The following is a 20,849-nucleotide window of genomic DNA, read 5'->3' as shown; positions in this document are numbered from 1 at the left end:
TCCGGGAGGTGTCGAAGTAGCGGGTCAGCAGCTCCCGGACCTCCTCGGCGTCGCGGCTCTCCGAGAGCGAGGTGAACCCGACCAGGTCCGCGAACAGCACGGACACCAGGCGGCGCTCTGAGGCGGGAGCAGCAGCAGCGTTCGCGGCCTCGACCCCGAGGGCCGACCCGCACTTCCCGCAGAACCGGTCCTCGGGCTCGTTGGCGGCGCCGCAGGACGGGCAGGCCACCGCGAGCGCGCCGCCGCAGTTGGCGCAGAACTTCCGTCCGGCGCGATTCTCCGTGCCGCAGTTGGGACAGATCACCGGGGCTCACCTCGAAGGCCGATTCGCCCGGAATGTAGCCCCGGCGACGGCAAACGTACAGGCCCGGCGATCAGTGGTCGCTTCGGCCGGTCAAGTGGAACTTCGAGACCTTCAGCGCCGGGACCCGGGAGGCGGAGAAGAAGAACTCGCTCACCATCTCGGTGTCCTTGCTGACCATCTCGGTGTTGGTGAGCGCCTCCAGGATGGACTGGGTGAACCGGAAGTTCTTCACGGGATGCTTGATCTCGCCGTTCTCGATCAGCCAGGTCCCGTCGCGGGTCATCCCGGTGATCACCGCGAGCGTCGGGTGCGCCACGTTCGAGTAGTGGAACCGCGTGACCAGCAGGCCCCGCTCGGTGGCGGCGACCATGTCCTCGATCGAGGCGTCGCCGCCCGACACCGACAGGTTCATCGGGAACGCTCCGTCGGGGCTGGGAGGCGGCAGGGCGTGGCCCGTCGACTCCTTGCCGGCCTGGCGGGCGCTCCGGCGGTCGTACACGCCGTCCAGGAACACGCCGTCCCGGATGAGCTCGACGCGGCGCTTGGGCGTTCCCTCGAAGTCGAACGTGGCGCCGGAGGTCCCGGGCGTGGTGGCGTCGTCCACGATGGTGACGAGCGGGGAGGCCACCTGCTGGCCCTGCTTGCCGGTCAGGCACGACCGCCCCTCGGTGAGGGCTCGTCCGCTGAAGCCCAGATAGGCCAGGAACGCGATGAGGGTGGCCACGGCGGCCGGCTCCAGCACCACCTCGTAGTGGCCGGGGTCCAGGTCCCGGGGGTTCTGGCTGTCGGCGGCCTTGCGGCCGGCCCGCCGCCCGATGGCCTCGAGGTCCAGCTCGCCCGCCCGGACCGCCCACGACTCGACGTAGCCGGCGCCTCCCTCGCCCCCGGAGACGAGCGCCGTCACCGACGCCTGCGTGACCGGCTGGTAGCAGAACTGTCCCTCCGTGTTCGCGATGGCGAGCTCCAGCCCCTGGGTCTCGTAGGACCCCGCCGCGTGGAACCCGTCGGCGACGTGTCCGACCAGCGCGGCCACGCCGTCGGCTCGGTCTTCCGGCGTGACCGAGGCCGTGGCCTCGTCGTAGGCATCCTTCTCCGGGACCTCGGCCTTCGGCGCCAGCCCGGGGAACAGCGGGTCGGGCGAGACCACCTCGGCCATCTCCTTGGCGCTGGCCGCGGCCTCCCGCGCCCCCTCCGGGCTGAGCTGGTTGGTGGCGGCGACCCCCACGCGGCCCTTCGAGATCACCCGGACCCGGAGCCCCGTGTCCTCCCGCCACGTGCTCTGGTGGATCGAGGACGACGCGAACCGCGTCAGCCCGCCCCACTCGTGCATCAGGAGCACCTCCACCCCGTCCACGCCCTTCAGCTCCAGGGCGGCGTCGGCGGCGGCGCGGATCGTGTCGGGCCCGATCAGCCCCGGCATGGTTACCGCACCCCCACCTGGACGTTGCGGAACCGGGCGGGCGGGGTTCCGTGGCCGACCCGGGCCACCTGTCCCGGCTGGCCCTTGCCGCAGTTGGGCGTGCCCCACAGGGTCCATTCCTCCCGGCCGCCCACGGCGTCGCAGGACCCCCAGAACTCGGTGGTGATCCCGGTGTAGTTGGGGTTCCGGTACAGCTCGGTGCGCTTGCCGTCCTTGATGCGCCAGGCGATCTCGCAGCCGAACTGGAAGTTCACCCGCTTGTCGTCGATGGACCAGGACTGGTTGGTGGCCATGAAGATGCCGTCCTTGGTGTCGCCGATGATCTCGTCGAGCGACCCCTCCCGCGGCTCCAGGTTGATGTTGGTCATCCGGATCAGCGGGATGTTCTGCCAGCCGTCGGCCCGCATGGTCGCGTTCGACTGCTCGCCCAGCTCGGCGGCGGTCTCCCGGCTGGAGATGAAATCCTGGAAGATCCCGTCCACGATCACCGGCACGCGTTGCGCCGGCACCCCTTCGTCGTCGTAGCCGAACGTGCCCAACCCTCCCGGGACGGTCGCGTCGGCGGTGATCGAGATGAGGTCGCTGCCGTAGCGCAGCCGCCCCCGGTCGTCCGGCTTCAGGAACGACGTCCCGGCGAACGCTTCCTCCATCCCGAGGACCCGGTCGAGCTCGATGGGATGCCCGATGGACTCGTGGACCTGAAGCTCCACCTGCCCGCTGTCGAGGACGAGCGTGGTCACCTCGCTGGGGCAGTCCCTGGCCGAGAGCAGCTCGACGGCCTGGCGCCCGGTTCGCTCGGCCTCCTCCACCAGGCTCAGCCGGGGGATGTGCTCCCACCCCGCCGCGGTGATGTGGCCCCGGAACGAGTTGGGGTAGGAACGCCGCTGCATCTCGCCGTCGCCCAGCGCGGTGGCCTCGATGCCGCCGCCGGAGTTCACGATGGTCTGCTCGATCAGGGCGCCCTCGCTGGAGGCGAACACGGTGTGCCGGCGGTAAAAGTCCAGCACGGCTTCCGCGAACGAGACCCCCTTCACGTCCTGCATGCGGCGGCTGGCCTCCATCAGCAGCGAGACCTTCTCCTCGAGCGGCACGGTGAACGGGTCCACCTGGACCTGGCTGGACCACGTGGCCACGACGGGCTCGACCTCCGCCAGACGGACGGGATCTCCCGGGAGGCGCGCGGCGGCCCGGGCGATGGAAACGGCCAGCCGAGCGGTCTTGGCCACCTCCTCCTCGGTGGCCCGGGCCGTGGCGGCGAAGCCCCAATACCCGTTGACCAGGACGCGGATGCCGACCCCTTCGGAGCGGGACCGGTCGATCCCCTCCATCTCCTGGTTCTTGACGGTGAGCGACTCGGATTCCTCGGTGACCATCCGGGCGTCGGCGTAGTCCGCCCCCGCCACCGTGGCCTCCGTCACGGCCTGCTGCGCGATTTCCTGCAAGCGAAAACCCTCCGGAATGTTCCAGGGAGCACGAGGGGGAAGCCTAGCGCAGCCCGCCGGGCCCATGCATCCGAGTCCGCGGGACGACTCTGTGCATCCGGGTCCGCGGACGGCTACGCTCCGCCCGGCCATGGCCGACGTGATCTTCGAGCCGCTGCGTTGAAGCTCGGCCTGCACCTCGGGTACTGGGGCGCCGTGCCGATCGACGTCATGCCGCTGGTGCAGGAGGCCGAGCGCCTGGGGTTCGACTCCATCTGGAGCGCTGAGGCGTACGGGTCGGACGCCGTGTCCTGGCTGGCCTGGGTGGCCTCGCGGACCGAGCGGCTCGGGTTCGGCACGGCCATCATGCAGATCCCGGCTCGCACCCCGGCCGCCACCGCCATGACCGCCATCACGCTCGATCACCTTTCGGGGGGCCGGTTCCGCCTGGGCCTCGGCATGTCCGGGCCCCAGGTGGTGGAGGGCTGGCACGGGGTTCCCTATGGCAAGCCCCTGGCCCGTACCCGCGAGTACGTGGAGATCGTCCGGGCCATCCTTCGGCGGGACAAGCCGGTGGAGTTCGAGGGCGAGTACTACCGCATCCCGGCCCGGGGCCCCGGTTCGACCGGCCTGGGGAAGCCGCTGCGCACGATCGTCCACCCGCTCCGGTCGGACCTCCCGATCTACCTGGCCGCCATCGGGCCCCGGAACGTGGCCCTGGCCGCCGAGATCGCGGATGGCTGGCTCCCCACCTTCCTCTCCCCGGAACGGATGGACGTGTTCCGGCCCAGCCTGGCGGAGGGCTTCGCCCGGGCCGGCAAGGACGGCGCCGGGTTCGACGTGGCGGCCATGGTGCCGGTGTTCGTCGGTGACGACGTGCAGGCCTGCCGCGACCTGGTGAAGCCGTTCCTCGCCCTGTACGTGGGCGGCATGGGGGCGCGGGGACGCAACTTCTACACGGAGCTGGTGAACCGCTACGGCTACGAGGAGGACGCCACCCGCATCCAGGACCTGTACCTGGAAGGGCGCAAGAAGGAAGCGGCCGCCGCCGTGCCGGACTCGCTGGTGGACGAGGTCGCGCTGGTGGGTCCGCCCGAGCGGATCCGGGACCGGATGGCCGCCTGGCGCGAGGCGGGGGTGACCACGCTCATCGCGACGACGCTGCAGATCGACGCCATCCGTGCGCTGGCCGAAGGGGAGGCGCGATGACGCGGGGGAGGGAGGAAGGATGCCGAAGCAGACGATCAGGAGCGGGCGGGGCGCGCCGCCGTTGGGGGCCTACTCGCAGGGGTGGCGGGCCGGCGATTTCATCTTCGTCACCGGGACCGTCCCGGTCGGGCCGGACGGTTCCGTCACGGGCGACACGATCGGGGAGCAGACCAATCTCACCATCGACAACGTGGAGGCCGTCCTGGAAGCCGGCGGGGCGACGCTGGCGGACGTCGTCAAGGTCAACGTGTACCTGCACGAGGTCGCGCTGTTTCCGCTCTTCAACGAGGCGTACAAAGAGCGGTTCTCCGAGCCCTATCCGGTCCGGACCACGGTGGGCAGCGACCTCGCCCACCTGCCGCTCGCGCTGATCGAGATGGACTGCGTCGCCTACGTGGGGGACTGAGCACCGCTCGTCGCGTCCGGAGCGCTTCCGGTAGCGTTGCCCGAGGTACCGGGAACGCGAGGAGGAACGCTTCGCATGGGCATGTTGACCGGCAGGGTGGCCGTGATCACGGGCGCCGGGCGAGGGATCGGGCGGGGTGAGGCCCTGCTGTTCGCCGAGCACGGCGCGAAGGTCGTGGTGAACGACCTGGGCGGCGAGTGGGACGGCAGCGGACAGGACACCCGTCCGGCCTCCCAGGTGGTCGAGGAGATCGAGGGGGCAGGCGGCGAGGCCGCGGCCCATTTCGAGGACGTCAGCGAACCCTCCGGCGCCGCCTCGCTCGTCCGGACCGCGCTGGACCGGTGGGGACGCCTCGACGTCGTGGTGAACAATGCCGGGATCCTGCGGGACCGCATGGTGTTCAACATGGCGGTGGATGAGTGGGACGCCGTCATCAAGGTCCACCTCCGGGGCCACTTCCTGGTGACGCACGAGGCCTGCGCGCACTGGCGCGAGCACTCGAAGGCAGGCGAGGCGGTGCACGGCCGCATCGTCAACACGTCCTCCACCTCCGGGATCCTGGGGAACCCCGGCCAGTCGAACTACGGCGCGGCCAAGGCCGGCATCGCCGCGTTCACCCAGATCGTGGCCATGGAGATGCAGCGCTACGGCGTGACGGTGAACGCGATCGCGCCCGGCGCCCGCACCCGGATGACCGAGAAGACCTTCGGGGACCTGCCGGAGGCGACCGACGGGTTCGACCCGCTGGCTCCGGAGAACATCGCCCCGCTGGTGGCGTTCCTGGCCAGCGACGAGGCCGCCGGCATCACCGGCCAGGTGTTCGGGATCCAGGGCGGGCTGGTGGAGCTGTACCAGGGGTGGACGCCGGTGTCGTCGCTGACGAAGGACGAGCGGTGGACGCCCGAGGAGATCGCCGCGCGGGCCGACGAGCTGTTCGGCGAGCGGCCCCGCGTCTATCGTCCGCCGGCGTCGCCGTTCCGCCAGGCCGCCGGCCTCACCGGTGGAGGTGCCTGAGCGGTGGCGACCTACTTCTCGAACATCACCCTGTTCGACGGCCGCATGGTCCGCGGCGACGCCGGCGTGCTGGTCTCGAACGGGACCATCGCCTGGGTCGGCGCGCACGTCCGGGCACCCCGGGAATCACAGGCCGCCGTGGAGGTCGAGGGGTCGGGGAAGACCCTCAGCCCCGGGCTGATCGACGCGCACGTGCACCTGTGCTTCGACGGCTCGGCGGACTTCGGGCAGGAAGCCAGGGAGGTGACCGAGGCCCGGGCCGTGCTGAAGGCCGTCCGGAACGGGCGCCGGCACCTGGAGCGCGGAGTGACCACGGTGCGGGACCTGGGCGGGCCCAGCTCGTACGCGTGCGAGCTGGCGGAGGCGATCGAGCAGGGCTTGGCCGAGGGGCCGCGGATCGTCGCCTCCGGCCGCGCCCTCACCATCACCGGCGGCCACGGCAGCGGGCTGTTCGCGCTGGAGGTGGACGGGGCGGACGCGGTTCGGCGCGCCGTCCGGGAGCAGATGCGGGGCGGCGCTCGGTCCATCAAGGTCATCGCCACGGGGGGCGTGCTGACGCCGGGCATCTCCGTCGACTTCACGGCCTTCACGCCGGAAGAGCTCCAGGCCGCGGTGGACGAGTCCCACACGTGGGGCCGGCCCATCGCCGCGCATGCCATCGGACGGATGGGCATCGAGAACGCCGTCCGGGCCGGCGTGGACTCCATCGAGCACGGTTCCCAGATCACCGCCGAGGTGGCGCACCTGATGAAGGAGCAGGGGACGTTCCACGTCCCCACCATCTCGGCACTGACCGAGATCGTCGAGCACCCCGACGAGGTGCCGGCGTTCGCCGTGGACAAGGCCCGGCAGATCATCGCGGAGGCCCGGGATTCCTTTCGCCGTACGGTCAGGGCAGGGGTACGCATCGCCTGTGGCACCGACGCGGGCACGCCGTTCAACCCCCACGGACACGCGCCGCTCGAGGCCGTGCGCATGGCAGCGTGGGGGCTGACGCCGTTGAAGGCGCTCCAGGCGGCCACGTCCAACGCGGCCGACCTGCTCCGGGTCCCCTCGGTCGGAACCGTGGAGGAGGGCAAGGTCGCCGATCTCGTCCTGTACGACGGGAACCCGCTGGAGGAGATCGAAGTGCTGCTGAAGCCGGCCCTGGTGATGAAGGCCGGCGATGTGGTGGTGGGCGAGCGGTAGTGCCGTTCCTCCGCGTGGAGGGCGGCCGCCTCTGGTACGAGGTCGCCGGGGACGGACCGCCGGTCCTGCTGCTGCACTCGACGCTGGTGGACAGCCGGCAGTGGGACGACCAGATGGCCTCGTTCGCCGGGCGGTTCCGGACGATCCGGTTTGACCTTCGAGGGTTCGGCCGCTCCGACATGCCCACCGAGTCGTACCGGCCGCTCGAGGACGTCGCCGAGCTGCTTCGGTCTCTCGACGCCGCGCCGGCCGCGCTGGTGGGGGCCTCGGCGGGGGGAGCGCTGTCGCTGCTCTTCGCGCTCGAGCATCCGGAGATGGTGTCCGCGCTGGTCCTGGCCGCCTCCGGCGCTCCCGGGTTCACCGGATGGTCGGAGGACCTGCGGGCCCTGTGGAAGGCCACGGAGGCCGCGCTGGAAGCGGGCGACCTCGAGGGTGCCCAGCGCCTGGAGCTCGACTACTGGGTGCCGCCGGGGCGGTTCGGCGAGGGTGCCGGCGACAGCGACCGCGGCATCGCCGAGATCGCTCGCGGCAACACGCGGGCCGCGGCGGAAGCGGAGGACTTCATGGAAGGGCCGGACACCGAGCCCCTGGAACGGCTGGGCGAGATCCGCGTGCCCACTCTGGTGGTGCTGGCCGAGCGCGACGAGCCGGGGATCCAGGCGATCGGTGGGACCGTGGCGGCGGGTGTCCCCGGGACGGAGGTCGTGACCATCCCCGGGACCGACCACCTGCTCAACATGCGCAACCCCGCGGAGTTCGACCGGATGGTCATGGCGTTCCTCGCGCGGGCGCTGCCGTAGCGCCGCGCTCGCACCGCGCCGGCACTCACTCCGGCGTCAGCGGCTCCACCCATGCGGCGCGGTATTCCAGCGGCTCCTGCTGCCCGTGGTCGATCCAGTACTCCACGATCCGCGCGATCCGCCCGTCCCGGAGCTCGAAGAACGATGCGGCCCGGGACTGGCCGCCCTCGTAGGGCACGATCACCTCCGATACGACCTGATCGCCCTCGGCGACGATCCGGCGAACCTCGATGTGCCAGTCGGGCGCGGGATGGTGCCGGTTCACCGAGATGAAGTTGTCCCGGCCCCGGATCCGCTCCGCCGACCACGGCCAGTCCACCACCACGTCCTCATGCAGGAGCGCGCCCGCGCCCTGCCAGTCGCGTTCCTCGAACAGCTCCCACAGGCGCCGCACGACCTCCCGGTTCGCCTCCTCGTCACCCACCGCGACCTCCTCGGCGCCACCACGGGCGGTAGGGCCCGGGGTCCATGTGCGTGTCCAGCGTGACCTCGATGGCCCATGAGCTCGACTCCGGATGGGAGCCACGCCAGCACCCGGCGAATGTAGCGCCCCGACGTCGCGACTGGGATCCAGGGCCCGACGACCGCCCGGTCCTCGCGAGGAGCGTCGTTCTTGTCACACCTCCCTTCTACGCTTCTGTCCATGACATGGGAGGTGCGATGAACGAGGTGGGAATTGCGCTCGTGGCCCTCGGGGTCGGCGTGGTGGTTGGAACGGTGGTCGCGCTGCGCTACCGGCTGGCGGACCGTCCGACGGGAGTCGGGTCCGATCGGTCGGTGGTGCTGGAGGGCAAGCTCGACGCCCAGTCCGCCGAGCTTCGCCGGCTGGCAGATGGGGCACGGGCCCAGGACGCCGAGGACGCCCGGCTGCACCAGGAGCTTCGGGCCGCTCGGCAGGCGGTGGAGGCCCTCCGGATCCGGGACGAGGAGCGTCGGGGGCGGGAGGCCGAGCACGCGGAGGTGGTCCGGCGACTCTCCACGGTCCTCGCCGGCGGCTCCGCGAAGGGACGGGCCGGCGAGAACGTGCTGCGCGAGCACCTCGCCGAGCTTCCGCCCGGCATGCTCGTCTCCGACTTCCGGGTCAACGGGAAGGTCGTCGAGTACGGGCTGCTGCTGCCCGACGGCCGCCGGCTTCCCATCGATTCGAAGTGGCCGGCGGTCCGGGAGCTCGAGGCGCTGGAGGCGGCCACCGACCCCGCCGAGCGGGATCTTCTGGCCCGAGAGGTCGAGCGGGTGGTGGCGGGGCGGGCTCGCGAGGTCGCCGCCTACCTCGACCCCTCCATCACGGCGCCGGTGGCGGTGGCGGCGATCCCGGACGCGGCGTACCGGGTGCTCCGCCGGGCCCACGCGGAGGCGTTCAGCCGCGGCGTGGTCATCGTGCCGTACTCCTCGGCCCTCCCGGTGCTGCTCTTCCTGCACAGCCTGGTGGCCCGGTACGGCTCGGTGGGGGACGTCGAGGGCTGCCTGACGGAGCTGACCACCCTGCTCGAGGTCATGGAGTCGGTCCTCGAGAACAAGCTGACGCGGGCGGCCACCATGCTGGCGAACGGAGCGGACGAGTTCCGGGCGCAGCTGGGGAAAGCCAGGGGGTCGATCGCCCGGGCGCGCGCCTCGGGCCTCGATACCCCCGACACCGCCCGGTTGTGGGGAGGTGATGCTGCCGAGCTGCTGCGTGCAGTGGACTGAATCGAATAGCGAGAAGGGGGCTGCCCGCGCCGTCCGCTATCCTGCGGCTGTCGTGGACTTCCAGGAGGCGCTCGCCAAGCTCGGCTTCCGCCTGGCCGAGGAGCGCCTGCGGGTCAGGACCTACCGGTCCGAGCCCAACCGGTTCCTGACGTACTGGGTCCACGCCAACGACGACGGAACGGCCCTGTTCACCTGGGAGTTCGCCATCGTCGATTACCTGGCCACGAAGTCGATCCAGCTCGGATCCGGCGAAGCCCTGAACACGTTCATGTTCCCCGCGAACGACGAGCGGGGCCCCCAGGACGGGGCGTGGCTGGTGGGCGTGCTCGATCGGACCGAGGCCCACCTCCGCTCGCTCCGCTTCGATCAGCCGGAAGAGTAGCGACGCGTCCGGCCACCGAGGCGGGCCACCGAGGCGGGCCACCGAGGCCGGCCACGTTCGGCCGCGACCGGCCCCGGTTCGGCCCCTCCGGACCGGCACGTTTGCCCCTGAACTCAGGTCCGGGGTAGAACGCCCGCGTCATGACCCGAGTGATCGCGGTGGCGAACCAGAAGGGCGGTGTGGCCAAGACCACGACCGTCGCCGCGCTCGCCGCCGCCCTGGCCGAGCGGGGCCGCTCGGTGCTGGCCGTGGACCTCGATCCCCAGGCCTGCCTCACGTTCAGCATGGGGTTCGATCCCGACGACCTGGATCCGACGGTCCACGACGTCCTGGTGGGCAGATGCCCGCTGGAGAAGGCCGTGCTCGGCGTCGAAGCCGAGAGGTTCGACCTGGTGCCCTCCAACATCGACCTCGCCGGTGCCGAGGCCTACCTCCTCACCCGGACGGGCCGCGAATACGCGCTGCGCCAGGCCCTCGAGGAGTCGGCGGACGACTACCAGATCGTCCTGCTGGACTGCCCGCCCTCACTCGGCGTGCTCACCATCAATGCGCTCACCGCCGCCGACGAGGTGGTGATCCCACTCCAGTGCGAGACCCTCTCGCAACGCGGGGTCGGCCAACTCCTATCGACCATCGAGGACGTCCGGCGGCTCACGAATCGCAAGCTCGAGGTGAGCGGGCTGCTTCCGACGATGTTCGACAGCCGGACCAACCACTCGAGGGAGGTCCTCGAGGACGTGGGGTCGCGCTACGGCCTTCGCGTGCTCGATCCGCCGGTCCGCAAGAGCATCCGGTTCGCGGAGGCCCCCAGGGACGGCCGGAGCATCCTTCGGTTCGCCCCGTCACATCCCGGGGCGGAAGCGTACCGGGAGCTCTCTCGGCAGCTCGTCCCGGACCGGAGGTAGGCGTGCCCACGTCGAAGCGCGACAGGCCGGCCCGGAGCGATCGGCTTCGTGCGGTGGGAAGCATGCGCGAGTCGCGGTCCCGGCACCCCAGCGTCCTCGCCCGCCAGGCGGAGCCAGAGCCGCCTCGGGCCCAGGCCCAACTCCCGCAAGCCCAGTCGCCCGTGGCGCCCGACATCGAGGGCAAGCGCGACCCCCTGGGCAAGATGGCGCTGTTCTCGGCGGACCGGCCGGCCCACACCTATGGAACGCTCCTCGTGGAGTGCTCGGCCTGCCACCGCGAGACGCCCGTCTCCGTGAGCCAGCTGGTCCGCTCGGCGTTCCCCTTCTCGCTCCATCTGCCCCTGGTGAAGCGGTATCACTCGCTGATGCGCTGCCCCGCATGCGGCCGCCGGGCCTGGATGCGGGTCTCCTGGCGCGCCTGACCGCACTCGCTTACCGCATTACGGCCTCGCCGCCTCACGTCTCCGGTCGGACCGGGAGAGAGCCGGCCGTGGAGCTACCGGGCGGCCGGCTGCGGTTGCTGCTGGAGCGACTCGGCCTCGCGCTGCGCTCCCGCTGAGCCGTTCCCGGCCGGGCCGGGGCCACGCCACAGCGGCAAGGTGACCGTGAACGTGCTCCCAACCCCGGGCTCGCTCTCCACCTCCACGGTGCCGCCGAGGGTCTCGGCGAGCTGCTTCACCAGGTGCAGCCCCAGCCCGACTCCGCCGTAGCGGCGCGTGCTGGACTGGTCGGTCTGGTAGAAGCGGTCGAAGATCCGGTCGAGGTCCACCGGATCGATGCCGATCCCGTGATCGGCCACCCAGAACCTGAGGCGCCCCTCGGAGGCCGTGGCCCCCAGCTCTACCGGCGTCTCGGCGAGCGAGTACTTCAGGGAGTTGTCCACGAGGTTCGCCAGGATCTCCGCCACCCGGTCGCGGTCGGTCTCGATGGGCGGGAGGTCGGGCGAGATCGCCAGCCGGATTCGCTCCGCGCTGTCATGGAAGCCCTCCCGAACCTCCTCCGCCAGCTCGCCGAACGCGAACGTGGCGATGTCGAGGGTGGTGTCCCGGTTCTCCACCTGCGCCGCCGACAGCAGGTTCGCCACCAGCCGGAACAGCCGATCTCCCTGGCGCTCCATGGCGGCCAGGAACTCACGCCGGGCCACGGGGTTCTGCTCGAACTCCGGCCGCTGAAGCGTCTTCACGTACCCGAGGATGGCCGTGAGCGGCGTTCGCAGCTCGTGCGAGGCAACCGCCGCGAAGTCGCTCTGCATCTGGTTGAGCCGGCGCAGTTCCCCCACCGTCTGCTGCTCCCGGGCCAGCAGTACCTCCAGGCGCCGGGCCTGCTCCTCCAGCAAGTCGTTCTGCCGCCGGACCCTCCGCGAGGTGCGGAACGCGATCGGCAGCAGCACGATGTACAGGATCAGCAACCCGGCGCCAAGGGTCAGCAGGCGGGTGTGGAACAGCGATCGGGTGGTGGCCTGGACCAGCGAATAGTCCTGGTACAGCTCGACCACGCCGCCAGGCGGCCGGGCCCGGCTGGCCCCCGGGAGATACAGGGGCACGTACGTCGCGAAGAGCTTGGAGGCGAGGCCCCGCTCGTAGGCGTTCTCCGGCTCGCTCAGATCGGTGACCTCGCTCACCGTCCTCTTGCCGGTCGCGGCCACCGGATCCGGGTCGCCGTCGAAGCGAGCCCCCACCAGCCGCGGCTCGTCGGAGTACAGGACCGTGCCGTCCACACTCCAGATCTTCACCCTGACCACGGGGGGCTGGAGGATGCGGGCCCGGACGAACCGGTCCAACCGGCGATACGCCCGGCCGCGCAAGGGCCCCGCCAGATCATGCGCGGTCAGCTCGTAGCGCAGGATGGAGTTGGTCACGAACTCCGCGTGGAACTGGGCGCTCTCTTCTCCCGACCTGGTCACCTGCCGCGCCACCACCAGGGACAGGGCCCCCCACAGCACGGCAAACGCCATCAGGCTGGCCAGTGCGAACGACCCGACCAGCCCGGGGCGCCACTTGGAGATCCTTGGGAGCGCGCGCATGGGTTCCAGGTCTCACATCGGACCGATGGCTCCCGGTATTGAGCAACGGTGCCCGGGCATGTCCGATACGGCAGGCGGAATCGGCCCTCAGCGGGGCGAGCCGCGGTCTCGACGAAATGGATCGCCCACAGCACGATGCGGACAGGAAGCAGCACGAGCGTGCCGTGGACGCTGACCACGAACCCCCGGCTCGGAGCGAACGGCACGCGGTGCCACCCCTGGCGTGACCAGCGCGAGAGCGCTCGACGCCATGGCCGATTCCGCGATCCATCGGCTACGCTGGCTTGGTCATGGACTTCGCGCGCGCCCTGGTCGTGTTCGCCCATCCGGACGACGCCGAGTTCGGCTACGGGGGTACCGTCGCGAAATGGACGGCCGAGGGAACCGAGGTCCAGTACGTCTGCATCACCGACGGCTCCGCCGGCTCCAACGAGCCCGGGGTGACCCGTGAACAGATGCGTCCGATCCGGCGCCGCGAGCAGAAAGCCGCGTGCGATGTGCTCGGGGTCGCCGACTGCGCGTTCCTCGGGTTCGTGGACGGCGAGCTGGAGGTCTCCCTGGAGCTCCGCCGCGCGGTCACTCGGGAGGTCCGGCGGGTCCGCCCCGACGTGATCGTGGCCTCCGACCCCACCCGCCTGTGGAGCCGCAACCGCGACTACGTGAACCATCCCGACCACAAGGCGGCCGGGGAGGCCGTGCTGTGCGCGGTCATGCCCGACGCCCCCACCCGGGTCCAGTTCCCGGAGCTGCTCGACGAGGGCTTCGAGCCGTTCGAGGTCCCGGCCCTGTGGCTGGGCTCGGAAGACGCCGACACCTACGTCGACATCACCCAGACCCTGGACGTGAAGCTCAAGGCGCTGGCCTGCCACGAGTCCCAGGTTCGCCCCCTGCCGTACGAGGAGTGGGTCACGCGCCGCGCGGCCGAGCTGGGGAGCGTGGCCGGCGTCCAGTACGCGGAAGGCTTCCGGACCTTCAACTTCTCCAGGGGTCGCGCGGAGGACGAGGAGAGCGAGCGGTCCTGATGGAACACGACCCCGGCGGACCGGACTTCGAGGAGCATCGCGAGGACGGCGACGAGGAGGAGCAGACCCTCGATCCCCGGGAGCGGGAGGACATCGAGTCGGACCTCGGCGACCTCGCCGGGATGCGCATGTCGTTCGCACCCCAGGGCGTCCGGGGCGTGGTCATCTGGTGCCCGGACTGCGAGGCCAACCACTACTACGACTGGGACCTCCTGCGGGAGAACCTCGAGCACATGCTGAAGACGGGCGAGCCCCGCATGCACGAGCCGGCCTTCGAGCCCCGCGAAGAGGACTACGTGCAGTGGGACTACGCGAAGGGCTACATCGACGCCCTCTCCGACGCCGGCATCGAGCCCGGCCGCCGCATCGAGGTCAAGGCGTGTCCGTGGTGCGAGGCCCCACTCGAGACGGAGTTCGCTTTCTGCCCCCGGTGCGGCCGGTCGCTCGGCCCCGCCCGCCTCTACCGCGAGCTCGTCGACTCGGGCATGGAGGAACGTGAGGCTCGAGCCCTGCTGTCCCGGTCCGGCTTCGAGCCCTTCTGATCCAGCTGGGCCGGAGCTTGACCCTCGCCGGTGGCGAGTGATGCTGCGCCCTCATGCGAAGGCCCCGGTACCTGCCGGCTGCACTCCTGACACTGCTGGTGGTGGCTGCAGGGCCCATTTCCCCGGCGCCACACGCTTTCCAACCCGGACGACGCGCTCTCGTTCACGCCTTCGGGCGCCCCCGGGGTCTCGGCCCCACCGCCACCCTTCAGCAGATCTTCTACGCTCGACGAGGGCACTGAGTCATCGACTGGAAGCGCGCTTCGGTCGCTCCAGGATGCAGTCCTCGGGGGCCTTGTCCGTGCGAAGGCCCTTGTAGGAGGGCGCCCGGAGCTTTCCTGCGCTGGTCATCTCGAGGTATTCCACCTCGCACACCAGCGCGGGCTCGACGAAGCGGGCGCCCTTCACCGCTCGAAGCTCGGGGTCATCGCTGGCGGGATCCTTGCGCTGCAACGGCTCGAGCTGCGCCATGAGGTCGGCCAGCATCCGGTCGGTGAACCCGGTGCCCACCTGCCCGATCCACCGGAGCTTTCCCCGGTCGTAGGCTCCCACCAGCAGCGCGCCGAAGGTCCGGCTTCGTGAACCGGTGCCGGGCGTCCACCCCAGCACCACACAGTCCTGGCGGTTCAGCAGCTTCACCTTGCGCCAGTCCGACGTCCGCCGTCCCGACAGGTACCGGCTGCCCAGGCGCTTGGCCACCACGCCCTCGAACCCCCGCTCCCGCGCCGCCTGGGCCAGCGGCTTCCCCTCTCCGTCGACGTACAGGGTCGGGGTCAGGCAGTGCCCAGGCACGATCAGCGGCTCCAGCAGCTCGCGTCGCTCCTCCAGCGGCAGCTTCGTCAGGTCCTCGCCGTCCAGGTACAGGAGGTCGAAGATGAAGCACTCCACCGGGATCTTCCGGCGGGCCCGCTCGATGTCCGCCGGTGAGGCCAGGTTGATGCGCTGCTGGAGCAGCTCGAACGAAGGCCGGCCGTCCTCCATGGCCACGATCTCGCCGTCCAGCACGGCCGTGGCCGAGGTGACGTACTCGTGCGCCGGGGCCAGCTCCGGGTACTGGGCGGTCTGGTCCCGGCCCCGGCGCGACACCAGCCGCGTGGAGTCCATGCTCACGTAGAGCAGGGTCCGGACGCCGTCGAGCTTCGGCTCGAACCGCCATCCCGGGTCGTCGAAGGCCTCGTACCCGCCCTCGGCCATCATGGGGACGTACGACGGCGGCGGCCTTCCGATGTCCAGCTCCTCCGGCCGGGACAGGAACACGAGCCAGTCGGTGCTCGTCTTCACCAGGTGGAACTCGGCGCCGCGGTACCGACGCCCGTGCAGCCGGAACGTCACCTTCTTGTCGGTCCACTCCAGCGCCTCGTACGTGCCCGAGTCGAAGATCCGGACCGGCCCCGCCCCGTAGTGCCCCTCCGGGATCACGCCCTCGAACGTCGCGTACTCCATGGGGTGGTCCTCCACGTGGACGGCCAGGCGGCGGTCGCCCTTTCGGACCGGCAGCCCCCGGGGCACGGCCCACGACACCAGTACGCCGTCTCGTTCCAGGCGGGTGTCGTAGTGCAGACGGGTGGCCCGGTGTTTCTGGATGACGAACGAGTCTCCCCGGGTGTCCGGCACGTGCGGAGGAGGCTCGGGGGTGGCGGCGAAATCGCGCTTGCGAAGATATTCGCCCAGCTTGGGATCTTTCGATCGGGCGATGACCTCTTCGCTCGTCTCGCGGCGCCGCTTTCGCGCGTGGGCCGGTGCCGCCGCTGCCGGTGCCGATGCCGACGTCGCTGGTGTCGGCGTCGTCGCCTTCGAGGCGGCGCGGCTCCGGCCGCCCTGGATCACGCCGGGCATGGGCGGGGCCTTGGACAGATCCGCGCCCAGGGCCCGCATGACTGGAGCAAGGTCCTGTGGCTCGTCCAGCACCGGCCGGAACAGGTCTCCCACCTTGCGGAGTCGCGTGAACACGTTGTCGATGCGGAAGCTCTGGGGCCGGATCCGCCGCTTCGCCACCTCGTCCCACGTCACCGGGGTGGACACGGTCGCTCCCGGCTCCGGCCGCATCGAGTACACCGCGGCGATGTTCGCGCCGGACCGGTTCATGTTGTGGTCGATGAACACCTTGCCGGTGCGCCGGCGGACCTCCCACGTCATGGTGACCCGGTCCGGGTCGGCCTTCAGGATCATGCGGCCGATCAGCCGCACGAACTCGCGGACCTCGTCGTGGGTGAACCGCGGCTCGATCGGGACGTACACCTGCACGCCCGTCGCGCCGCTCGTCTTCGCGAACGCTTGCAGCCCAAGGGCGTCCACCGCCGCCTTCACGTGCATGGCCACCGCCAGCACGTCGTCGAACTCGACCTCGAACGGGTCCAGGTCGAAGAAGGCATAGTCGGGGTAGTTGTAGGAGTCGCATCGCGAGTGCAGCGGATGGAACTCGATGCACCCCAGGTTCACCATGAACAGCAGCCCGGCCATGTCGTCCACCATCAGGTAGTCGATGAGCCGGTTCCGCGCGTCGTCGCTCTCGACGGGGCAGCGGCGCATCCAGTCCGGGGTGTGCGACGGGGCCGACTTCTCGTAGAAGAAGCTTCCCGTGACGCCGTTCGGCATCCGTTTCATGGTGAGCGGACGGCCCGCCAGGTACGGCAGGATCCACTCCGCCACGTTGAAGTAGTAGGCCAGCAGGTCGCCCTTCGTGTACCCCTCGGCGGGCCAGAACACCTTGTCGAGGTTGGACAGCCGGAGCTCGTGGCCGTCCGCTTCCAGCCACCAGTACTCGCCCTCCCGCCGGGCCGGCAGCTCCTTGGGGAACTTCACCGTGAAGGCGGGTCCGGCATCCTTCTTCGCTCGCGGCATCGCCTCGATGGTACCGGTGTTGCGGCCCCGGACCGGGTACGAATGTGCTGGTACACGCGTTCGTGACCAGTACAATCGGTTCCCCGCTCCCGGAGGGTTCTCGGGGGCGCCGAAGGAGGATCCGACATGCCCAGGACCATGTGGAAAGGCGCCATCTCGTTCGGCCTCGTCTCGATCCCGATCCGCGTCTTCCCGGCGACGGAGGAGAAGAGCCTCCGGTTCAACCAGCTCCACGACAAGGACGGGGGCCGGATCAAGTACAAGCGGGTGTGCGCGACATGCGGTGAAGAGGTGCCCTTCGAGCACATCGTGAAGGGCTACGAGTACGAGAAGGACCGCTATGTCACGCTGACCGACGAGGAGCTCGACTCGGTCCCCCTCGAGTCCAGCCGGGCCATCGACATCGTGCAGTTCGTCGACCTCGGCGAGATCGACCCCATCATGTTCAAGAAGACCTACTACCTAGTCCCCGAGGAGACTGGGGTCAAGGCGTACTCGCTGCTGCGAGAGGCCATGTCGGACGACGGCAAGGTCGGCATCGCCAAGGTCTCGTTCCGGGACAAGGAGCACCTGGCCACGCTGCGCTTCGTCGACAAGGTGTTCGTGCTGGAGACCATGTACTGGCCCGACGAGATCCGGCCCGCCGAGTTCGAGGAGCTGGAAAAGGACGTGAAGGTCCGGCCTCAGGAGATCCAGATGGCCCGGACCCTCATCGAGAACCTGACCGAGGACTGGGACCCGGAGCAGTTCCGGGACCAGTACCGCGAAGCGCTCCTGGGGATCGTGGAGAAGAAGGTCGCCGGCGAGGAGATCACCGTCGCCGAGGAGCCCGAGGAGACCAAGGTCGTGGACCTCATGGAGGCCTTGAAGGCGTCGGTGGAGGCCGCCAAGAAGAAGTCCCGGCCCGCATCGGCCGCGAAGAAGGCTCCCGCCCGCCGCAAGAAGGCCGCCGCCGGGTAGCCGGCCGAGCGCCCCGGGCCCGAGCCGTTGCCGCACACGACGCCGCGCCGCACCCACTTCGGGTGGCATCCGGAGACGTTCGTGTGCGCGCGGCGCGGGCACGTCACGCCGGCCGCCGGGGTCGAGCGGCTTCGGCCCGAGGACGCCGGGCTGGGTGTCGACCTCCCGGACGGCCGCCGGTTCGTCCGCTGCACGCGCTGCGACGTCTGGATCGACGGCCATCCGCCCACCGTCCCGGAGCGGGAGGTGCTCCCCCCGCTGAGCGAGCTCTCGGTGCCACGGCGGGGCCGTCCCCTCCGCGACGCCATCGTGCTGCGCCTGATCGCGATCGACCGCGGCGTGCACAGCGTGATCTTCGCCATCCTCGCCGTGCTGGTGATCCTGGTGGAGCTGAATTTCGCGTCACTCAGGTCCCAGATCGAGCGGATCGTCACCGACGTGACGGGCCAGACGGGGCAGGGGGCGAGCCAGGGCGCCATCGTCCGCGACCTCTCGAAGTTCCTGCACATCCAGAAGGGCACGCTCACGCTCCTGTTCGCGACGGCGACCGCCTACGCCGTCGTGGAGGGGATCGAGGCGGTCGGGCTGTGGCGAGAGCGGCGGTGGGCGGAGTACCTCACGGCCGTGGCCACGGCCGGCTTCCTGCCCTTCGAGGTCCACGAGCTGATCAAGAGGGTCACCGTGCTCCGGGTCGGCGCGCTGGTGCTGAACGTGGCCATCCTGGTCTGGCTGGTGTGGCGCAAGCGCCTGTTCGGCGCCCGGGGCGGGCCCAAGGAAGAGGAGCGCCCGGACCCGGTGGAGCTCTTCTCGCCCCCGGCTCCCGCCACGGCAAGCAGCAGCACGGGTTGATGGACCGGATTTAACTCTGGCGAAACAGGCGCGAAACGGTCGCGAAACCTCCATCCCGTACAAACGGTGGGTCCGTGGACGAGCCGTCGACGTGGCCGTCCCCTGGGAGAAGCGGGAGGTAGGTCGTGCCGAAGATCGATACCGGCGACACCGCCTGGATGCTGGCGTCCACCGCCCTGGTCATGTTCATGACCCCGGGCCTGGCGTTCTTCTACGGGGGCCTGGTCCGGGCCAAGAACGTCCTGGCCACCGTGATGCAGTCGTTCATCGCGCTGGCCGTGGTCAGCGTGGTGTGGTCCCTGATCGGGTACACGCTCGCGTTCGGACCCGACAAGGCGACCCTGATCGGGGGCCTCAAGTACTGGGGCCTGCACGGTGTCGGCGCGGCCCCCTCGCCGTGGGCCTCCACCATCCCCGCCACGGTGTTCATGGCCTTCCAGCTGATGTTCGCCATCATCACCCCGGCCCTGATCACCGGCGCGTTCGCCGAACGCATGAAGTTCTCGGGATGGCTCGTGGTGCTGACGCTGTGGTCGATCCTGGTGTACTCGCCGCTCGCGCACTGGGTGTGGGGTGGCGGGTTCCTGGGAACGGCGCACCTGGGGGCGATCGACTTCGCCGGCGGGACCGTGGTCCACATCAACGCCGGCGTGGCCGCGCTGGCCTGCGCCCTGTACCTGGGGGAGCGAAAGGGATACGGCGAGCAGGCGTTCGTCCCGCATAACGTCCCGTTCGTGGTGCTGGGCGCGGCCATCCTGTGGTTCGGGTGGTTCGGGTTCAACGCGGGGAGCGCACTGACCTCGGGCGGCCTGGCCGGAAGCGCCTTCGTGACCACACACCTTGCCACGGCAGCCGCCGTCCTCGGGTGGATCATCCCCGAGTGGATCAAGCACGGGAAGGCCACCACGGTGGGCGCGGCGTCGGGCGCCGTGGCCGGGCTCGTCGCCATCACGCCGGCGTCGGGGTTCGTCGGGCCGATGAGCTCCCTCGCCATCGGGTTCGCCGCGGGCGTGGTGTGCTTCTTCGCCGTCAACCTGAAGTCCCGGTTCCGCTACGACGACTCGCTGGACGTGGTCGGGGTCCACATGGTGGGCGGGATCATCGGGGCCCTGTTGACGGGCGTGTTCGCGGACGCCGCCATCAACGGGTTCTCGGGTGGCCTGGGCCAGCTCGGCAAGCAGGCCGTGGCGGTGCTGGTGACGCTGTGCTACTCCTTCGGGGTCACGTGGCTGATCCTGAAGGTGGCCGACATGACGGTGGGCCTTCGGGTCACCGAGGAGGAGGAGTTGGCCGGGCTCGACCTCTCGCAGCACTCCGAGGTGGGCTACACCTACACCGACCGTGGTGGCCACGTGGTCCAATCGCCGGTGGCTGAGGCGGCGGCGATCACGAGAGAAGCCGCCGCGCCGGAGCTGGAAGGAGCGGCCGAGTGAAGCTCGTCGTCGCCATCATCAAGCCGTTCAAGCTGGACGAGGTGAAGGAGGCCCTCCGGAGCATCGGGGTGAACGGCCTCACCACCACCGACGTCCAGGGGTTCGGGCGGCAGCGCGGCCACACGGAGGTGTATCGCGGGGCGGAGTACCAGGTCGACTTCGTGCCGAAGGTCAAGATCGAGGTGATGGCGCACGACGACCAGGTCGACCAGGTCGTCGACGCCATCCTGAAGACGGCCCGAACCGGCAAGATCGGCGACGGGAAGATCTTCGTCCTGCCCGCCGAGCAGGTGTTCCGGATCCGAACAGGTGAACGGGGCCCGGACGCCATCTGAGCCCGCGGCCGCCGGCCCCCCGTCACCGATCGAGCGCCTTCGCGAGGAGCTCGCCGCTCTCGACCGGGCGTACTCGCCCGGGTATCACGGGCGGTGGTCGGCCCGGCGC

At 70.4% G+C, this 20,849-nt stretch carries 21 protein-coding genes; 15 read left to right on the top strand and 6 right to left on the bottom strand.

Features of this window, described 5'->3' with window-relative positions:
- From M3Q23_01475 to M3Q23_01465, 3 genes are all read right to left on the bottom strand, one after another.
- Positions 1–304 (bottom strand): zinc-ribbon domain-containing protein (locus M3Q23_01475; GenBank protein ID MDP9340784.1); only part of this gene is annotated, 304 nt, incomplete at its 3' end.
- A 70-nt stretch (positions 305–374) separates the two neighbouring features.
- Positions 375–1,724 (bottom strand): TldD/PmbA family protein, encoded by a 1,350-nt coding sequence (locus M3Q23_01470; GenBank protein ID MDP9340783.1) that lies wholly within the window; start codon positions 1,722–1,724, stop codon positions 375–377.
- A 2-nt stretch (positions 1,725–1,726) separates the two neighbouring features.
- Positions 1,727–3,166: a TldD/PmbA family protein gene (locus M3Q23_01465; protein ID MDP9340782.1), complete on the bottom strand. Its 1,440-nt coding sequence runs from the start codon at positions 3,164–3,166 to the stop codon at positions 1,727–1,729.
- 159 nt (positions 3,167–3,325) lie between these two features.
- On the opposite strand from M3Q23_01465, the gene M3Q23_01460 reads away from it, so the two are divergent.
- The 5 genes from M3Q23_01460 to M3Q23_01440 all read left to right on the top strand — a co-directional run bounded on the left by M3Q23_01460 (position 3,326) and on the right by M3Q23_01440 (position 7,762).
- Positions 3,326–4,354 carry an LLM class F420-dependent oxidoreductase gene (locus M3Q23_01460; GenBank protein ID MDP9340781.1) on the top strand — a complete coding sequence of 343 codons (1,029 nt, stop codon included), beginning with the start codon at positions 3,326–3,328 and terminating at the stop codon, positions 4,352–4,354.
- A 19-nt stretch (positions 4,355–4,373) separates the two neighbouring features.
- Positions 4,374–4,760, top strand: coding sequence for a RidA family protein (locus M3Q23_01455; GenBank protein ID MDP9340780.1), 387 nt, complete (start codon positions 4,374–4,376; stop codon positions 4,758–4,760).
- A gap of 75 nt (positions 4,761–4,835) precedes the next feature.
- On the top strand, positions 4,836–5,774 hold the full coding sequence (locus tag M3Q23_01450; GenBank protein MDP9340779.1) for an SDR family oxidoreductase: 939 nt from the start codon (positions 4,836–4,838) through the stop codon (positions 5,772–5,774).
- Positions 5,775–5,777: 3 nt separating this feature from the next.
- Positions 5,778–6,962, top strand: coding sequence for an amidohydrolase family protein (locus M3Q23_01445; protein MDP9340778.1), 1,185 nt, complete (start codon positions 5,778–5,780; stop codon positions 6,960–6,962).
- Complete coding sequence (locus M3Q23_01440; GenBank protein MDP9340777.1) at positions 6,962–7,762, top strand: alpha/beta hydrolase; 801 nt, start codon at positions 6,962–6,964, stop codon at positions 7,760–7,762. The genes M3Q23_01445 and M3Q23_01440 overlap by 1 nt, the downstream gene beginning before the upstream one ends.
- A 25-nt stretch (positions 7,763–7,787) precedes the next feature.
- On the opposite strand, the gene M3Q23_01435 is transcribed toward M3Q23_01440, so the two are convergent.
- Positions 7,788–8,186: a nuclear transport factor 2 family protein gene (locus M3Q23_01435; protein ID MDP9340776.1), complete on the bottom strand. Its 399-nt coding sequence runs from the start codon at positions 8,184–8,186 to the stop codon at positions 7,788–7,790.
- Positions 8,187–8,422: 236 nt separating this feature from the next.
- On the opposite strand from M3Q23_01435, the gene rmuC reads away from it, so the two are divergent.
- The 4 genes from rmuC to M3Q23_01415 all read left to right on the top strand — a co-directional run bounded on the left by rmuC (position 8,423) and on the right by M3Q23_01415 (position 11,157).
- Positions 8,423–9,448: a DNA recombination protein RmuC gene (gene rmuC / locus M3Q23_01430; GenBank protein MDP9340775.1), complete on the top strand. Its 1,026-nt coding sequence runs from the start codon at positions 8,423–8,425 to the stop codon at positions 9,446–9,448.
- Between the two features lie 52 nt (positions 9,449–9,500).
- Entirely contained in the window at positions 9,501–9,830 is a 330-nt protein-coding gene (locus M3Q23_01425; protein MDP9340774.1) for a hypothetical protein, read from the top strand.
- Between the two features lie 140 nt (positions 9,831–9,970).
- Positions 9,971–10,735, top strand: a complete 765-nt coding sequence (locus M3Q23_01420) for an AAA family ATPase (GenBank protein ID MDP9340773.1) — start codon at positions 9,971–9,973, stop codon at positions 10,733–10,735.
- Positions 10,736–10,797: 62 nt separating this feature from the next.
- Positions 10,798–11,157 carry a hypothetical protein gene (locus M3Q23_01415; protein ID MDP9340772.1) on the top strand — a complete coding sequence of 120 codons (360 nt, stop codon included), beginning with the start codon at positions 10,798–10,800 and terminating at the stop codon, positions 11,155–11,157.
- 74 nt (positions 11,158–11,231) lie between these two features.
- On the opposite strand, the gene M3Q23_01410 is transcribed toward M3Q23_01415, so the two are convergent.
- A complete protein-coding gene (locus M3Q23_01410) occupies positions 11,232–12,758 on the bottom strand; it encodes a HAMP domain-containing histidine kinase (GenBank protein ID MDP9340771.1) in 1,527 nt (508 codons plus the stop codon).
- 290 nt (positions 12,759–13,048) lie between these two features.
- Here M3Q23_01410 and M3Q23_01405 point away from each other — a divergent pair, with 290 nt between their 5' ends.
- Positions 13,049–13,780 carry a PIG-L family deacetylase gene (locus M3Q23_01405; GenBank protein ID MDP9340770.1) on the top strand — a complete coding sequence of 244 codons (732 nt, stop codon included), beginning with the start codon at positions 13,049–13,051 and terminating at the stop codon, positions 13,778–13,780.
- Positions 13,780–14,322 (top strand): DUF5319 family protein, encoded by a 543-nt coding sequence (locus M3Q23_01400; protein MDP9340769.1) that lies wholly within the window; start codon positions 13,780–13,782, stop codon positions 14,320–14,322. Before M3Q23_01405 ends, M3Q23_01400 begins: the two co-directional genes overlap by 1 nt.
- 243 nt (positions 14,323–14,565) lie before the next feature.
- On the opposite strand, the gene ligD is transcribed toward M3Q23_01400, so the two are convergent.
- Positions 14,566–17,163, bottom strand: coding sequence for a non-homologous end-joining DNA ligase (gene ligD, locus M3Q23_01395; GenBank protein MDP9340768.1), 2,598 nt, complete (start codon positions 17,161–17,163; stop codon positions 14,566–14,568).
- Between the two features lie 126 nt (positions 17,164–17,289).
- On the opposite strand from ligD, the gene M3Q23_01390 reads away from it, so the two are divergent.
- The 4 genes from M3Q23_01390 to M3Q23_01375 all read left to right on the top strand — a co-directional run bounded on the left by M3Q23_01390 (position 17,290) and on the right by M3Q23_01375 (position 20,740).
- Positions 17,290–18,123, top strand: coding sequence for a Ku protein (locus M3Q23_01390; GenBank protein ID MDP9340767.1), 834 nt, complete (start codon positions 17,290–17,292; stop codon positions 18,121–18,123).
- Positions 18,124–18,150: 27 nt separating this feature from the next.
- On the top strand, positions 18,151–18,972 hold the full coding sequence (locus M3Q23_01385) for a DUF2127 domain-containing protein (GenBank protein ID MDP9340766.1): 822 nt from the start codon (positions 18,151–18,153) through the stop codon (positions 18,970–18,972).
- Positions 18,973–19,130: 158 nt separating this feature from the next.
- The gene (locus tag M3Q23_01380; protein ID MDP9340765.1) at positions 19,131–20,405 is read left to right on the top strand and encodes an ammonium transporter; all 1,275 of its coding nucleotides are present in this window, start codon (positions 19,131–19,133) and stop codon (positions 20,403–20,405) included.
- Positions 20,402–20,740: a P-II family nitrogen regulator gene (locus tag M3Q23_01375; GenBank protein ID MDP9340764.1), complete on the top strand. Its 339-nt coding sequence runs from the start codon at positions 20,402–20,404 to the stop codon at positions 20,738–20,740. The genes M3Q23_01380 and M3Q23_01375 overlap by 4 nt, the downstream gene beginning before the upstream one ends.
- Positions 20,741–20,849: the final 109 nt, after the last annotated feature.

The sequence above is a fragment of the Actinomycetota bacterium genome (genome assembly GCA_030774015.1).
In the GTDB taxonomy this organism is placed as follows: domain Bacteria; phylum Actinomycetota; class UBA4738; order UBA4738; family JACQTL01; genus JALYLZ01.
This window is presented reverse-complemented; position numbering and strand designations above follow the sequence as displayed.

Bases quoted from the DNA above. Each gene is read 5' to 3' on its own strand.
- M3Q23_01470 (MDP9340783.1), bottom strand. From the start codon at position 1,724: ATGCCGGGGCTGATCGGGCCCGACACGATCCGCGCCGCCGCCGACGCC.
- M3Q23_01455 (MDP9340780.1), top strand. From the start codon at position 4,374: ATGCCGAAGCAGACGATCAGGAGCGGGCGGGGCGCGCCGCCGTTGGGG.
- M3Q23_01450 (MDP9340779.1), top strand. From the start codon at position 4,836: ATGGGCATGTTGACCGGCAGGGTGGCCGTGATCACGGGCGCCGGGCGA.
- rmuC (MDP9340775.1), top strand. From the start codon at position 8,423: ATGAACGAGGTGGGAATTGCGCTCGTGGCCCTCGGGGTCGGCGTGGTG.
- M3Q23_01420 (MDP9340773.1), top strand. From the start codon at position 9,971: ATGACCCGAGTGATCGCGGTGGCGAACCAGAAGGGCGGTGTGGCCAAG.
- M3Q23_01415 (MDP9340772.1), top strand. From the start codon at position 10,798: ATGCGCGAGTCGCGGTCCCGGCACCCCAGCGTCCTCGCCCGCCAGGCG.
- M3Q23_01410 (MDP9340771.1), bottom strand. From the start codon at position 12,758: ATGCGCGCGCTCCCAAGGATCTCCAAGTGGCGCCCCGGGCTGGTCGGG.
- M3Q23_01405 (MDP9340770.1), top strand. From the start codon at position 13,049: ATGGACTTCGCGCGCGCCCTGGTCGTGTTCGCCCATCCGGACGACGCC.
- M3Q23_01400 (MDP9340769.1), top strand. From the start codon at position 13,780: ATGGAACACGACCCCGGCGGACCGGACTTCGAGGAGCATCGCGAGGAC.
- ligD (MDP9340768.1), bottom strand. From the start codon at position 17,163: ATGCCGCGAGCGAAGAAGGATGCCGGACCCGCCTTCACGGTGAAGTTC.
- M3Q23_01390 (MDP9340767.1), top strand. From the start codon at position 17,290: ATGCCCAGGACCATGTGGAAAGGCGCCATCTCGTTCGGCCTCGTCTCG.
- M3Q23_01380 (MDP9340765.1), top strand. From the start codon at position 19,131: ATGCTGGCGTCCACCGCCCTGGTCATGTTCATGACCCCGGGCCTGGCG.